The sequence below is a fragment of the Streptomyces maremycinicus genome, from assembly GCF_001184025.1.
Classification (GTDB): Bacteria; Actinomycetota; Actinomycetes; order Streptomycetales; family Streptomycetaceae; genus Streptomyces; species Streptomyces maremycinicus.
This window is the reverse complement of sequence record NZ_BBYG01000029.1, coordinates 13748-26805: the sequence shown is the minus strand read 5'-3', so window position 1 is coordinate 26805 and position 13058 is coordinate 13748. Positions and strand designations below refer to the sequence as shown.

General features: G+C 69.3%; 13 protein-coding genes. 4 read left to right on the top strand and 9 right to left on the bottom strand.

The window, feature by feature from the left end:
* Positions 1–483 precede the first annotated feature (483 nt).
* On the bottom strand, positions 484–1494 hold the full coding sequence (locus AOQ37_RS41665; RefSeq protein ID WP_062651521.1) for a hypothetical protein: 1011 nt from the start codon (positions 1492–1494) through the stop codon (positions 484–486).
* Between the two features lie 43 nt (positions 1495–1537).
* Positions 1538–1975: a hypothetical protein gene (locus AOQ37_RS37310; RefSeq protein ID WP_062651519.1), complete on the bottom strand. Its 438-nt coding sequence runs from the start codon at positions 1973–1975 to the stop codon at positions 1538–1540.
* 328 nt (positions 1976–2303) lie between these two features.
* On the opposite strand from AOQ37_RS37310, the gene AOQ37_RS40665 reads away from it, so the two are divergent.
* The 4 genes from AOQ37_RS40665 to AOQ37_RS37290 all read left to right on the top strand — a co-directional run bounded on the left by AOQ37_RS40665 (position 2304) and on the right by AOQ37_RS37290 (position 5055).
* Positions 2304–2864, top strand: coding sequence for a hypothetical protein (locus AOQ37_RS40665; protein ID WP_159401437.1), 561 nt, complete (start codon positions 2304–2306; stop codon positions 2862–2864).
* A 23-nt stretch (positions 2865–2887) separates the two neighbouring features.
* Positions 2888–3187, top strand: coding sequence for a YncE family protein (locus AOQ37_RS37300; protein ID WP_159401436.1), 300 nt, complete (start codon positions 2888–2890; stop codon positions 3185–3187).
* Positions 3188–3707: 520 nt separating this feature from the next.
* Positions 3708–4016, top strand: coding sequence for a DUF6300 family protein (locus AOQ37_RS37295; protein WP_062651513.1), 309 nt, complete (start codon positions 3708–3710; stop codon positions 4014–4016).
* Positions 4017–4293: 277 nt separating this feature from the next.
* Positions 4294–5055, top strand: coding sequence for a hypothetical protein (locus tag AOQ37_RS37290; protein ID WP_062651510.1), 762 nt, complete (start codon positions 4294–4296; stop codon positions 5053–5055).
* Positions 5056–5072: 17 nt separating this feature from the next.
* Here AOQ37_RS37290 and AOQ37_RS42315 read toward each other — a convergent pair whose 3' ends face one another.
* The 7 genes from AOQ37_RS42315 to AOQ37_RS41650 form a co-directional block, all read right to left on the bottom strand.
* Positions 5073–5552, bottom strand: a complete 480-nt coding sequence (locus tag AOQ37_RS42315) for a DUF6417 family protein (protein WP_078890575.1) — start codon at positions 5550–5552, stop codon at positions 5073–5075.
* A 440-nt stretch (positions 5553–5992) separates the two neighbouring features.
* Complete coding sequence (locus AOQ37_RS37280; protein ID WP_078890574.1) at positions 5993–7084, bottom strand: helix-turn-helix transcriptional regulator; 1092 nt, start codon at positions 7082–7084, stop codon at positions 5993–5995.
* A gap of 138 nt (positions 7085–7222) precedes the next feature.
* Positions 7223–7753 (bottom strand): hypothetical protein, encoded by a 531-nt coding sequence (locus AOQ37_RS37275; protein ID WP_159401435.1) that lies wholly within the window; start codon positions 7751–7753, stop codon positions 7223–7225.
* Positions 7754–8122: 369 nt separating this feature from the next.
* Positions 8123–8392, bottom strand: a complete 270-nt coding sequence (locus AOQ37_RS41925; protein ID WP_159401434.1) for a hypothetical protein — start codon at positions 8390–8392, stop codon at positions 8123–8125.
* A 1259-nt stretch (positions 8393–9651) separates the two neighbouring features.
* Positions 9652–10998, bottom strand: coding sequence for a tetratricopeptide repeat protein (locus AOQ37_RS37270; protein ID WP_062651562.1), 1347 nt, complete (start codon positions 10996–10998; stop codon positions 9652–9654).
* A 209-nt stretch (positions 10999–11207) separates the two neighbouring features.
* A complete protein-coding gene (locus tag AOQ37_RS37265) occupies positions 11208–12134 on the bottom strand; it encodes a GNAT family N-acetyltransferase (RefSeq protein WP_063781237.1) in 927 nt (308 codons plus the stop codon).
* A gap of 107 nt (positions 12135–12241) precedes the next feature.
* Positions 12242–12982 (bottom strand): DUF6417 family protein, encoded by a 741-nt coding sequence (locus tag AOQ37_RS41650; RefSeq protein ID WP_234437141.1) that lies wholly within the window; start codon positions 12980–12982, stop codon positions 12242–12244.
* Positions 12983–13058: the final 76 nt, after the last annotated feature.

Genomic DNA, 13058 nt, shown 5'->3' with positions numbered 1-13058 from the left:
GTGGATCCAGTGCTCGGCCGGGAAGGCACGCGCCCAGGGCGTTATTGCGCGTAGCGGGCTCGCTTCCACAGGGTGCCGCGCACATCCTGCGGACGTTCCGTTCCCGCACCTCCACTTCCGCAAGACTGTTCCTCCGTCGCCAGCGGCGGAGGGAGCGGCGCCGCTGGCGACGGACGGCCACCTTCGGACATACGGGTCCGGCGGTGCCCCCGCACCGGAGCGCCAGGCGCGCAGCCTGCGGGCGGTGTCGTACGGTCGCTTTGCCCGGCTCTACAGGACGGCCGCGGTCCGCGGTCCCGCGTTTCCTTCGCACGTTACGCGGGACCGCACGCATCGTGCGACTGTGCACCCACAAGCCTTGCCCAGCCGCCCCACCACGCTCTGCCCTCTCCCGCGGCCGCCGTACCCCGGCTGTATGTGCGTGCCAGGGGCTTCTGCGGCGACTCGGCGGGCCAACGTCCGGGCCTTGATGGCCCCGTCCGGTCATTCCCGCTGGTGTTCCGGGCCACCGAAGTCAGGGCTGGTGAAGTCCGGGCTGGTGAAACTGGGGCGTGGGCCTTCAGAGGGGCCGTCATCGGGACGGCCGAAGGCGGGACGGGTGTAGCCGATCGGCGGGATACGACCGGCCCGGTCCGGCGGGGCGGAATCGGGGCGCACTACCGCAGTCGTGCCGGGCGCGGCGAGCGCCTCCCGCAGAAACGGCAGGATGCCACGCTCCAGCAAGGCCTGACGCCACGCCTCCTTGGCCCGTGCCACCTCCTCGTTCAGCAGGGCATCGGGGCCGGCGTCCGGTGAGGTGCTCGCTTCGCGCAGGGCGGTGCCGATCAGACGGATCGCCCCGCCAAGGCTCACCAAAATCATGGTCCCGCCCAGGACAAGCCCTGAGACGATCAGCCAGCCGGATACGGCAGGTGCCGAGCCGAGCCACTTCAGCCCGTACCCCAAGACCAGACACAGCAGACCGAGCACGCCGAAGAAGAGGGACGAGATGATGGCAAGGGCTGCAGCACTGCCCGACTGTGCCACGCTCCTCGCCGGAGCGGGTCCTTGGCGGTGTACGACGGGACGCGGACGTGCTCCCAGGAATACGGCGGCGAGCCGCTGCCGAAGAGGCAACTGGCGCAATCCTGGCCTGTCTTGTCGTCTGCCCGCCCGGTATTCGACGCCCAGGATGCGGGCGAGCACGCGTCGGCCGATTCCCGCGCTGTGGCGGCGGAGCGGGGCAGCGGCCACCGGTCGGTGTGGAATGGCCGCCGCCCTTGCGGGGTAGCGCAGTTCTTCGCGGACCTTCACAAAGTGTTGGTACTCGGCTGCCGCCGCCGCCGTGATGAGTGCGGTGGCGTTGAGAGCCATCGTGCGCAGCTGTTCGGGGTTGAGCCGCCGTCCGACAGCGGCCAGTTCCGGATGGTGCGGGGCGGAGCGCAGGGCCTCGTCGAGGATCCGCTCGTACTCCTGACGGTCCTCACTGTGCAGGTGCTGCGGAACACTCACCATGGTTTCGCCCCCAGCCCGGAAGGGGTCCGCGAGGAAGGCCGGGTCACGACGCCTCCTCAATCCGGCGGTCGGCCGCCGAGGGTTGCCCGGGGAGCGGAAGCGTCTGTGGCGACTGGCTGCCCGGCGCTTGCGCAGCGCCCAGAATCGTGTCGCTCACCGACTGCGCCTGACCCAGTTGGGAGAGCAGCAGCGGAGCCGACATCCCGACGACCAGGGCAGCGTATGCCCCGCTGATCTGGCCGGTCGTGCCGAAGAGGACGGCGGCGCCGGCCCCCAAGGCGCTGTGTACGACGGCCGCCAGCGAGTCGGCGACGGGATCTACATAGTCCTGGAAGACCGGCACCTCGGTGTCTGGGCCAGCGGCCCCCTGCCGGTGCTCGCGCCGGGCCGCATGCCACTGCGAGAAACCGGTGTAGGCGTCCAGGAGCCCGCGTAAGAGACCGCCGGACGCCCCCAGCAGGATCAACGTTCCGACGTCCATGGTCTCCCCCGGGTGCTGCGGACGTCCGCACTCTGCCTTCCGGACACCGCACGAGCGTAGGGCCCCGGCGTCATCCAGGGGAAGACAGAGCGGGGACGCCGCCGCCGGGGCAGGTCCACCTCACCCCTCACCGAACCCACAACATCCCAGGCCAATAGACACCTGATGCACCAACAAACCCCCTCCGAGCGTTAGCAACATAAGGCCGCCAGAGCCGTCACCGCACTGAACTAAATAGACCATTCAACAAACGAGGATTGACGCGCTGAGCAACATGCACACCATTGGCCGACGGCGTAACTTAGAAAAGTAGAGAGGCATCGAACGCGTGAGCTTCAGCCTCGTGCAGCCATTGCCAATGGAGGGAAACGCCATGAATGTAAAAGGTGTGCGTAAGACCCTTGAATGGCCCGTACTCTGGCGGGCACTCGTCATTCCCGCGGCAGCAGCCATAGCGGTCCCCGCTCTGGCAACGAATGCCCAGGCTGCGCAGCGGACAGTGACCGGAAACATCAGCTGGCGGATCATGGACTATGAGAACTTCGGCCCGAACACAATCTGCAACCGAGGCCTCACGCTTAATCCAAGCACAGTCACAAGCGGCACGGACAAGAGAATCCGGGCGTGGGCCAAGTGCGGTGGAGAGATAAGGGTCGAGGTTCACTACAGGCTCTCAATCGATCCGAATGGAGTCATCCGCGTGACTGAAGGCAAGGTCGAGCTCTACGAGGGGACCAGCGAGGACACGACCGATCTGGACGGTACGTCGGCCTTCGCAAATATGATTCTCTTCCCCGGAGCGAGCGGTACCAGGAGCATCCACGTGCAGAATTGGGCCGAGGGCCAGCCTGACGACAAGGCCGACGTGACGCTCACCCTGAGGAACTAGCGGTCTGGCTTCCGATGAACGCCGTGTTCAATCAGGCACCGATCTTCATCACGCGCCTCAATCACAATAAGGTATCGGTGATCGATATCTCGACCCACGGGGTCATTGGCAGCATCCCCGTCGGACGGCAACCCAGGGGTATTGCGATCGACGCCCAGAAGCGGCGCGTCTATGTTGCCAACTCCGGCTTCAAAACGAACTCGGTGATCGATTTGGCGAATAGCGGCGTGGCCACTATCGACGTCGGCGTGGCCCGACCGGTGTGGCGGTTGATTCCCACAGTCTCGTTTACGTCACCCACCCCGATGGCCTGGTTAGGGTGATCGATCCCATCTCCGCCAGCGTGACTGTCAGGATCTCCGTCGGCTCCCAACCACAGGAACTGGTCTTCGAACCCCACAGCAACCGCATCTACGTCGCGAACCGCGGCGACTCACGGTATCCGTGATCGAACTTGCTGGTGGTCAGTAAGAGGTCGAAGATTATGCGGGTTCGAAAGCTCTCTCGCGTTGTCCCGGCAGGTGCAACGGGTATGAGACCGACTCACTCACGGTAGACTCAGCAACGCCATGATCGAGGCCAGAGCGCCTACCGCGAAGGCGACCGCACTACGTCAATACGTCGCCCAGCCGCCGAAATCCCAAGCCCGCACGCAGCCACACCTGACCGCTCTGCCCGGGGGCCTGACCCTGTCGATACGGCACATGTAGGCCCCCTGAGTCCACGCCCCTCGCTTCGCGCGCAGGTAAGCACAGCCCGGGACGCGGAGCCGTCCAGATCACCAGCGCCTTCCAAGGCGGCACGGCGCATGTGTGTCGCACGTTCAGAGCAAGGGGGCTGGCCATGGAGATGCTCAGGCTGTCCGGGCGGCTGCCGCAGTGTTCACGCTGCCGCGGCGACCTCACCATGAGTGGGGTGGCACCGCAGGACGACGAACACGGGCGGCCGATCCACCTGGAGCTGTGCCCGGCGTGCAACACCGGCGATCCCGACCGCCCGGCGGCCGGCCTTCTCGTCCAGTGGTTCGCCGACGGAGGCGGCCATGACGGGAGCCGCATCAAAGAGGGCGCGCACCTGCTGCTGGAGTGGACGAAAGAGTGCATGGCTGTTCACGGCTGGTACTTGCAGGACGCCATGCCCGAGCAGTTTTGACGGCCTGCCCCCGATGCGCCGGGGCCGTGGAGACAGCTGGCGCTGTCGGCGACAACTATTGACGAACTCATTGCCCATCACCCAGGCAGTAACTGGAGCTCGGTGTGGCCGATCTCGACGACGTGAGGCTCTGTGTTGAGCGTGATCTTCTTACGTGCCACGGGTCGTGTCCTCGTCTTCCGCGCGGTCGCCCGGCCCAAAACCAGCGGCGAAACGGAAGAGTAGAACAGTAGAACACCGGGTCCCGTAGACGTTCCGGGCAGGGATCATGTGACCTATGGATCTCCAGGGAATCGGTTCGTTGGCTGCTTCTGGTGTCGCAGCCGTCGCCGTGGTGACGACATTCGTCGGCAGCCGTATGGCGCTGCGGGGGGCGCTACGTGCCGCAGATGCGGGCTACCAGGCAGCACTCGATGCCGTGCGAGCACAGGGCCAGAACGACCACCTACAGTGGCGGCGAGGCGTTCAGCGAGACTCTTACGCAGCCTTCCTCCAAGCGGTTCTCAGCTACACCGATCGCGCCCGTGACGACTTCGCCGCCGCCTCTGGGGAGGCGGAGACCCAGGCCGTTGTGACCGCAATGAAGGCTTTGGAGACGGACATGTCGCACAGGGCGTGGGTCGTACGACTGGAAGGTCCCGACGAGGTTGCCGAAGCAGCCGCAACCCTTCAACAGAGCGCCAGGCTACTGGGGATGACGGATGAGATATACGCGCGCCAGATGGCCGTAATGCACGAGATCACTGCCCGTGCTCGCACGCACCAGCGAGAGGTCACGCGCATCTGGGAGTTGATACCCGTCGCGCAGCGCTTCTGGCCCACCATTGGTACTCCCGCCATGGAAGACAGCTCGGAGGAGATACTGCGGGAGCTGGATGATCTGTTCCGCAGGTGCCAGCTGCCAGGCGGAATGCTGGCCAGGCTCTGCCAGCCGTCCGAGCCGGCGCCTGTGGAGGTGCCCACATTTCAGAGCTCCATCAACGCTTTCATCCATGCAGCCAGGGAGACGCTGCACCCCGCAGGGCCGCCCGCCCTATGAGCGGGTGGCAGCGGCCTCTACCGGCCGAGGCGCAGCGCGCGGGCAAGGAAGTCGTTCGGCCCGTTGCCCGGGTGCTGAACCTTCTGCGCGAACACCACCTCGCCGCCGACCTCGAAGCGCAGCGCCCGCGCGCGCCTGGGCCGGATGATGTGGGGCGGGTGCCGTCGAGGACGAACCGCACCTTTGGGTGGTCGCAGACGATGACGCCCTGGAGCTCTCCGGGCGCCTCCTCGGCGTGGCTGCGGATGTAGGGGCCCATCGAGCCGGGCGCCTCTGCTCGGGCGATGTCGGCGACGCGGTCGGTGCGCTGCTCCAGCTTCCGGCGGACGGCTCCGCTGCGGGATCGCTGGAGACGGCGGATGGCGCCCTGGTCGATGCGGCGCCAGCTCCACCAGCCGCTCCCCCGGCCCCGGCCCCTGGGACGTCGGAGCCGGCCGGACCCCGGCGTAGGCGAGCAGGTCGTGCCCGGTCGCCGACAAGCGGGCCGCCCAGCGCATCGGGCAACCCTCCCATGCCGACACTCCGCACGCGTCTCCCAGTCGGCGGTCTCCACGGTCCCCCCTCCCCTGCCAGAGAGCGTGCGCGTCGCTGGAACGGCGCCGCAGCATCCAGCACCCAGCCGTGTTCGGCCTTCTCTTGGTACGCCCACACCGCCCGGAGCGCCTCGAGCGTTGCACCCAGCGGGCACCGTCGCGCCGTACTCTGCCGTTTGGCGGCGCGACAAGGCCTTGACGACAGCCAGTCCTATGCCGAAGTAGTTGAACAGTAGGCGCCGGTCGGCGGGTGGTTCCCGCACCAGATCTCGGTCAACCGGGTCTCCAGCGCAGGATCGTCGCTGTGGCCGGCGTGCCCGACCGCAAGGCCCGTGCCATCGGCGGTGACGCGGACGCCGCCGTCGTCGGTGACGCGGTCGTACGGCTGACGCGTTGCGCGTGCGTCACAGGTAGTGGCGGGCGAAGACGCCGGCCACCAGCTCGCGCCGGCTGTGCAGGCCGGTCTTGTCGAATACCGACTTCAGGTGGTCCTGGACCGTGTGCGGGGACAGCCCGGCGCGGCGTGCGATGTCCGCGGTGGAGAGGCCGCGCAGGACTAGCCCGGTGACGTCCCTCTCGCGCGGTGTCAGCCCGTAGGCCGCGGCGATTAGCCCGAAATGCTCGCCGGAGCCCGCCTTCTCGACGACGACGGCGGTGCGGGCCCCCGTCGTGTCGGAACGGCCGAGACACCAGGCGTGCAACCGCACGCAACCGTGCGCACGGCTGTGCATCCAGGAGGTGTGAGTCCCCGGCGCGTCCGCCGCTCGGACTGTGGCCGCCACGGCGTAGACGGCAGGAGGCAACCGATCATCCGCGGACGGTCGCGCGGCGTCGGCCGGGTCGCCGGCCAGGTCGTCGAACCACATGTCCACGGTAGGGGTGCGGTGCACCACCCGGTACTCCCCGTCCAGCAGTACCAGACCCGGTGCCGCCGCCGACGCGCCGGCCTCGGCGAGCCGGGTCAGGTGCAACCGGCGCAGTACGGAGCCGAGCGGCTCAGCGAGCGAGGCCGCCACGGCCAGGTCCGACGGGGCGAAGGCGGGCGCGTCTCGCACGCGCCCCATGATCAGCGCGCCCCATGCTCCGTGCCGGTCACGCAGCAGCACCCGCAGTTCGTCCCGGAACCCCAGTGGCCGCATGATGTCCCGGTAGCGCGGGCTGCGTTCGAGACAGCCGCCCGTCTCGCGGCTCAGCAGGCCCACGGGCGTCGCCCTGGTCGCCAGCTGGGACAGGTCGTTGGCGTCGCCCTCCCGGTATTCGATGTCGAGCATGCGCGGCATCATGGACGGCGGCAGTGCGTCGCGGTAATCGCCGCCGGTGTTCATCAGGGTCTGCGGGTCCACGGTCACACCGGCGCAGATGTCGAACCGCAGCGCCGGGCGCGTGGCCCGTTTGACCTTCTCGAAGAACTCCTCCACGGTCCGCGCCGACCGCGCCGCCCGTAACGCCGCGTCCGTGACGCGACCCGCGCGTAAATCTCCCCCGTTGCGCTTCATGGCCCTAGGCTAGCGCCCGGTGTCGTCGCCGGGCGCTGTTCGCGCAGGTGGGAGCCAGGGCTCCGGTTGCCGCGCCCGGAGGAACCGGGAACGACGGCGGACCGGCCGGTGGACCAGGTGATCCGCCCAGGCTTGCCGTCAGCGGTTGTTGTGCAGGGTGAGGTTGAGCTTCGCCCAGTCCTTGCCGCCGTTCTCGCCGCTGCGCAGAGTGATCTCACTGAGCGTAGAGATCTGCCCGGCCGGGACGTAGCGGTTGAAGTCCAACTCCGCGTCGAGGTCGGTGTTGGTGTCGTTCGTGCCCTCGTACAGCCGCAGCGTCACATAGATCATGACGCCGCCGGAGGCGTCCGTCTGGGCGGACACATGCTTCTCCAGCCGGATCTCGCCGCCGCACGTGGTCTCCCACCACAGTGACGGCGACCTGACCTCGTTCACCCAACCTTCGGAGGCGACGCTGCCGTTGCAGTACGTACCGGCGGAGAAGATGCCCTCGTCGTCGCGGATGGTGAACGTCCCCGTCAGGGCGACGTTCCGCCACGTGGAGGTCGTCGCGGCGCTCGTCTCCGCCACGGGCGGGGCGGCGGAGGCCGACGGGGCCGCTCCCAGCGTCGCCGCCAGCCCGGCGGCGCCCGCGGTCAGCAGGCCCACGGTTCTCATGCGTATGGACATCTTCTCTCTCCCTGGTTGTCGGTGCCCCGGTGCTTCGTCGCGGGCGCCGGCTGACTGCCGTCGCCCGCGAGACAAAGACTGCTGCCGCCGAGCGGTACATCCCATCCCAGAAACCTGGGGGGAGCGGCGACGACCCGCCCCACCGTCTCACCACAGCAGATCGACGCGGGCATCCCGCACTCGGCCTTCACGGTGTCGGCGGCACAGTTGGAGCGGTAGCGGAGGCTGGGGCTGCTGCCCAGACACAGGCGGGCGTGGCTGGTGGCGAACTGGCGCAGGCGGCCCAGGGGGGGGGGCCGGAGATCCAGCGTCCCGCCGTCTCGGACATGCCCAGTTGCAGGTCGCGCCAGCGGGCTGTCGCGCACCAGCTCATCCTTGAAGGAGAGCACCACCCGGGTCAGGACCGACCCGGGTGACTTCGACGGTGGCGGGCGGCCCGTGTCCTTTGGCGCGGCCGGCGGCGACGGCCTCGGCGGCGGGCTGCGACCAGTCGGCGAGGATCTCGCCCAAGAGCCAGGCCGTGTTCTGCAGGGCGTCCTTGTCCACCCTGCGGGCAGCGGCCGGTGAGCTGGTGGAGCCAGCCTTCCGCCCAGTGCGCCTGGTCCAGGAGCCGCAGCACCCCGCCGTTGGCCGCCGCATGCCCGGCCTCCTCCTTCGGGGGCAGCAGCCGGGCGGCCGTCTCGGCGACCTGGGCCAGAACCTCACCTGTCCGGCGTTTCCTGCCCATCTTTTCCTCGGCGGCGATGGCCCCCTGAAGGTGCTTGGCCGCCCACCACCGCCACTCGGTGACCAGCGGTGCCGGAACGCCAGCGGGAACGGATACGGCGTCCAGCAGCGTTGCCGCGCGCCCGGCGGCAGCCTTAGCCGCGGTGGACAGCGCCTTCTTCAGGCGCTTCTCGTTGGCCTGCCACCACTCCTGGGAACACTTCTAGCAGCGTCCCCGCTTCTTCGCCGCGGCCTCCGGCGTGACCATCGCAGTATGCCCGCAGTCCGAATAGGAGTAGGAGACCTTGTAGCCGACGCACTCACGGCAGGCCGCGACATCGCGGCACTTCCACTTTGGCAGGGCCGTTCGGTTCGAGACGTGCTCCTCCCATTCATGCCCGGCCGCGCATCACCACCAGACGGCGACCTGCATCTTCGGCGTCGCCTTCGCCGGGGTTAGCCCCCCGTTGCGCTCCTGCAACCACATCGCGGCGACCTGCGGCTACGCCTCGTCCAGCGACAGACCAAGAGGAGGTGCCACAGTGTCCCTCCTCATTCCCCGGTTGAGCCCTCCCTTGGCCGGCACACCACCCCGGACAACGAACCGGCTCCAGGCAGGAGACGGCAGGAGGCCGTCCGTTGTGTCCAGCTCCTGCCCCGGGCCCACGCCGGTCTCTGGACAGATCCATGGGGTACCGCGCTCGATGACGTCACCGTGACCGTGTGGCGGTTTCACCCAGCTGCGGGTTCACCTCTTCGGCGGCCTTGCCGGCGGAGGAGGGCGGTGTGGGCTGGCTTGAGTTGGGCCGGGGGCGTGTGCGGGGTGATGGTCGTGCGGGGAGGCTGGTGTATACGTCAGGCCGGTTGGCGGCTGATGCGAGCAGGGTGCTGATCCGGCGTGCGAAGTCGGGTCCAGGCATGGGGGAAGGGCCCGCTCCCGTGCCGAGAACTGGGGAGCGAGCGTCACCCGCTCCCGCCCGGCCGCTGTTGGAGGCCAGGCGGGAGCGGAGCGGTCCGCCAGGGACCTCCGCGACCGTAGCCCAGAGCACTGACAACCGCTTACCGGATCAGCTGCCGATCCTCCGGGTCAGGCCGAGGCCGGCCAGCGCGAAATCCTCGCGGAGCTGGCGCCGAGGACATCCCGCTCAGGTCGGCCGGGTGCGAAACGGCGCCGCCGGGCAGCGGGCTGACTCTCAGAACGGGGGCTCGTCGTGCCAGCGGCCGCCCGCCCATGTGGGCGGGCGGGGGGCAGGCGGCAGGAGGATGGCCATTGCGTCCTCGACGCGACAGAGGTCGATGAGATACCCGGCCAGGTCATGACAGTTCGAGGAGGAGTGCTGTTCCAGGACGGCGACGGCTTCCTCGGTACGTCCGGCGCCGGCGAGGAGCTCGGCGATGTGCGGCGCCGCGTACCGGGTGGCGTCCTCGGGGTGGGAGCGGGCCTGTGCGACCGCTTCGTCAACGCCGTCGCAGGCGGCGATCAGCGGCAGCCGTATCCAGTACAGGTCCCACTCCTCCTCGCCCCCGCGGGCGGCGGCGAGGGTGTCGAGGTGTGCCAGGCCTTCCTCGGGGCGGCCCTGGTCGAGGCACAGCTCGGCCAGCGTATGGAGGACCCAGTCGTGCCCGTTGTAGATGTCTGCCTGGACCCGCATTACGTCGATCGCTTCGCTTCCCCGGCCGTGCCGGGCCAGGAGCTGCGCGAGCTCGAAAGCCGAATGGGAATTCCCGGCCACCGCACTGCCGGCCTGCCGGTATGCCGCGATCGCCCCCTTCACGTCGCCGGCCTCCTCCAGCAACCGCGCGAGGTGCTGTACTGCGCTCCCTGAGTCGTCAGTCGCCGCCATTGCCCGAAGCTCGTCGAGCCGGCCGTGCCGTGCCAGGAACGCGGCCAGCTGCTCACGGTTGTTGAGCAGGCTGGTGCTGCTGGCGCGCAGCAGGGCGATCGCCTCGTCGGTACGGCCCTGGCGCTCGCGGATCGTGGCCAGGTACCCGAATGCCGTGTCGCGATCGAGGCCTTTGCAGCACCACGGGAAGTCAGTGCACCGGTGTTCGGTCCGGGCGGCAACCAGCGCGGCGGCTTCCTCGTCGCGGCCGGCTGCGCCCGCGACGTCGACCAGTGTGCCGAGGGGCAGATCGCCGATATGCCGGCGCAGCAGGGTGAACGCCTCCTCGGCGCGGCCGTGCCGCGCGAGCAGGCGCGCGTAGAACTCCAGCGCCATCGGATGTCCGGCCTCCATGCGGACCCGCGTCAACTCGATCGCCTCCTCGGCGCGGCCCCAGCCCTCCAGCAGCGCGGCCGCGGCTGCGACGGCCGTCCACCAGCCGGTCGCCAGATACGGGCCGAGCACCTCCAACGCGTCCGCCTGCCGGCCCTGCTCACCCAGCGACCGCGCCCACGCCAGCGCGCAGAACCACTCCCCGCGTCCGGCGTGCAGCTCCACCACGTCGACGTGGCCGCGCTCGAGCAGCCGCGAGACCAGCTCCGGCGGGATGCACCCGGACCGCGTCCGGGCCCGGCATTCAAGATCAGTAGCGTCCACGGCCACGCACCATAGCGCTCGCCTCCGACACCCTCTCCGCCGTTACCGCCGTGTCCCACCGGTCCACGTCCGGCCGACACCCCTGCTGCCCGACTTGGCTGGGCCGGCCTCCCTGTGGGGCAGCAGGGAAGACTCCATCGGTCGAGGCTGCGCCCTGGGCACTGAAATCTTCCGCGCGGCTCATAGCGGTTCGGGGCGTACCGGTTGTCTCAGCGTTCGGCGGGACAGGCTCCCCCGGAGCTCCCGGCAGCCGGGAGGACGAGGCGCGGGCCGACCGAGACCTCCGCTTGATGGACGACTCCGAGCGGCACCAGGCCCTCCGCCGCGCACAACCGGTCCGATGCCCCGCCGACCTCGGTCTGGAGAAGCTGGTAGGCGGCGCCGTGCCGGTGTCCCCAGTGCATCGCTGCGCGCCAGAGGGCCCGCCCGTACCCGCGCCCGCGGTGCTGCGGCAGGACGCCGAAGTACTGGGGCAACAGGCGCGCCGCACCGGCGGCGTCGGCCATGATCTCCATCGGACCGATGGCACCGGCCACGCGGCCGTGATGCAGCACGGTCAGCACAGGCCCGACCGCCCCGGCCCGCATCCGTCCGTACAGGAACGCGAACCCGTCCCCCGCCATGGCGTCGGCGAACTCTCCGAACCCGGCCCCGTCGACCAGCTGCTTGTACTCGTGGACCGGGACCGCCGGGGGCAGCCCGGGACCGTCAGCGAACTCCCGTAGCTGGACGCGGGTACCACCCCCGGCAGACACCCCAGGCTGGTTCGGCCCGAGGAAGCACACGACGCGCGCCCTCACCGCACCATGGGCGGCGGCCAGCTCCCGCGCAAGATCGACGGCCACAGCCGCACCGTCCCCGTAGACGTAGACCTGCACCGCGCCGGCACCTTGTCCGGTGAGCGTCGGCACGAGCGTTCGCCGCTGTTCGTGCTCGACGGCATCGGCGAGGATCTGCTCCGCCTTGCGGTCGGCCCACCGCCTGTCTTTGTCGTGCGGGAGGAAGCGGCCCGTCCCGGCGGTCTCCACCACGGCGGCGAAGATGTCAGCGAGCGGGCCGCCCGGGTGGACCGGTCCGAGGGTCGGCACGTACGGCACGGACAGCACAGGCCCGAGCCAGTCCCAGCGGAAGCGCATGCCGCGCACGCTATGCCCTCCGGCGACGGCAAGGCGGCGCGGTACGTGAACCGGTTGACGAAGCAGTGCGCGCTCCCAGCAGGCCCGAAGGCACGTTACCTGCAACGTCACGGGAGGGCAGCTGATCCGCTGTTCCTCGGCTCCGGGATGAACAGGACTTTGTAATCGCGGCCGAAGCGGTTGGCCTCCGCCGCGGATCCGGTCAGCCGATGCAACCAGAATCCGTACGCCGCCGACTCCATCTGCTCCTGCGTCAGACGCAGCTGCCACCGTCTTGCGCCTCGGTCGTACACGGCCGTACGGACTTGCTCGGCAAGGCCTGTCGCGGGCGGTGACTTCAGCTCGCCGGCCCGGCCGACGAACAGCCGCAGCGCTGTCATCTGCGACGGAGTCAGCTCCACCAACTGCTCCCCCGGCCCCGGCCCCAGGGGCGTCGGAGCCGGCCGGACCCCGGCGTAGGCGAGCAGGTCGTGCCCAATTGACGACAAGCGGACCGCCCAGCGCACCGGACGGCCTTCCCACGCCGACAGCTCAGCACGCGTCTCCCGGTCGGCCGTCTCCACCAGCCCCTCCCCTGCCAGAGCACGCGCACTGTGCTGCGGCGACGGGGCCGCGGTGTCCAGTACCCAGCCGTGCTCGGCCTCTTTTGCTGCCGCCCGGACTGCCCTGAGCGCCTCGAGCGTCCTGTCTCCCTGCACCTCGCCACCCCATACGCGTCTCGACAGCGGCCGTACGGCCGACACGAGCGTGCCGCACCATGCGAAGCGCTCGAGGTGTTCGCTGCCGATCTCATGTGATCGTGTGACTTGCCCACCGCCCGGGTGAATCCTGAGCCGAACAGCCGTCACGACGTCGACGCGGCCACTACGAAGATCACCAACCGTTTGTGATCTTCGAGAGGACCCCGTCTCCGTGCGCCACCTC

Bases quoted from the DNA above. Each gene is read 5' to 3' on its own strand.
- AOQ37_RS37290 (WP_062651510.1), top strand. From the start codon at position 4,294: ATGGATCTCCAGGGAATCGGTTCGTTGGCTGCTTCTGGTGTCGCAGCC.
- AOQ37_RS37280 (WP_078890574.1), bottom strand. From the start codon at position 7,084: ATGAAGCGCAACGGGGGAGATTTACGCGCGGGTCGCGTCACGGACGCG.
- AOQ37_RS37275 (WP_159401435.1), bottom strand. From the start codon at position 7,753: ATGTCCATACGCATGAGAACCGTGGGCCTGCTGACCGCGGGCGCCGCC.
- AOQ37_RS37295 (WP_062651513.1), top strand. From the start codon at position 3,708: ATGGAGATGCTCAGGCTGTCCGGGCGGCTGCCGCAGTGTTCACGCTGC.
- AOQ37_RS41925 (WP_159401434.1), bottom strand. From the start codon at position 8,392: ATGCGGCGGCCAACGGCGGGGTGCTGCGGCTCCTGGACCAGGCGCACT.
- AOQ37_RS37265 (WP_063781237.1), bottom strand. From the start codon at position 12,134: ATGCGCTTCCGCTGGGACTGGCTCGGGCCTGTGCTGTCCGTGCCGTAC.
- AOQ37_RS42315 (WP_078890575.1), bottom strand. From the start codon at position 5,552: ATGCGCTGGGCGGCCCGCTTGTCGGCGACCGGGCACGACCTGCTCGCC.
- AOQ37_RS41665 (WP_062651521.1), bottom strand. From the start codon at position 1,494: ATGGTGAGTGTTCCGCAGCACCTGCACAGTGAGGACCGTCAGGAGTAC.
- AOQ37_RS37310 (WP_062651519.1), bottom strand. From the start codon at position 1,975: ATGGACGTCGGAACGTTGATCCTGCTGGGGGCGTCCGGCGGTCTCTTA.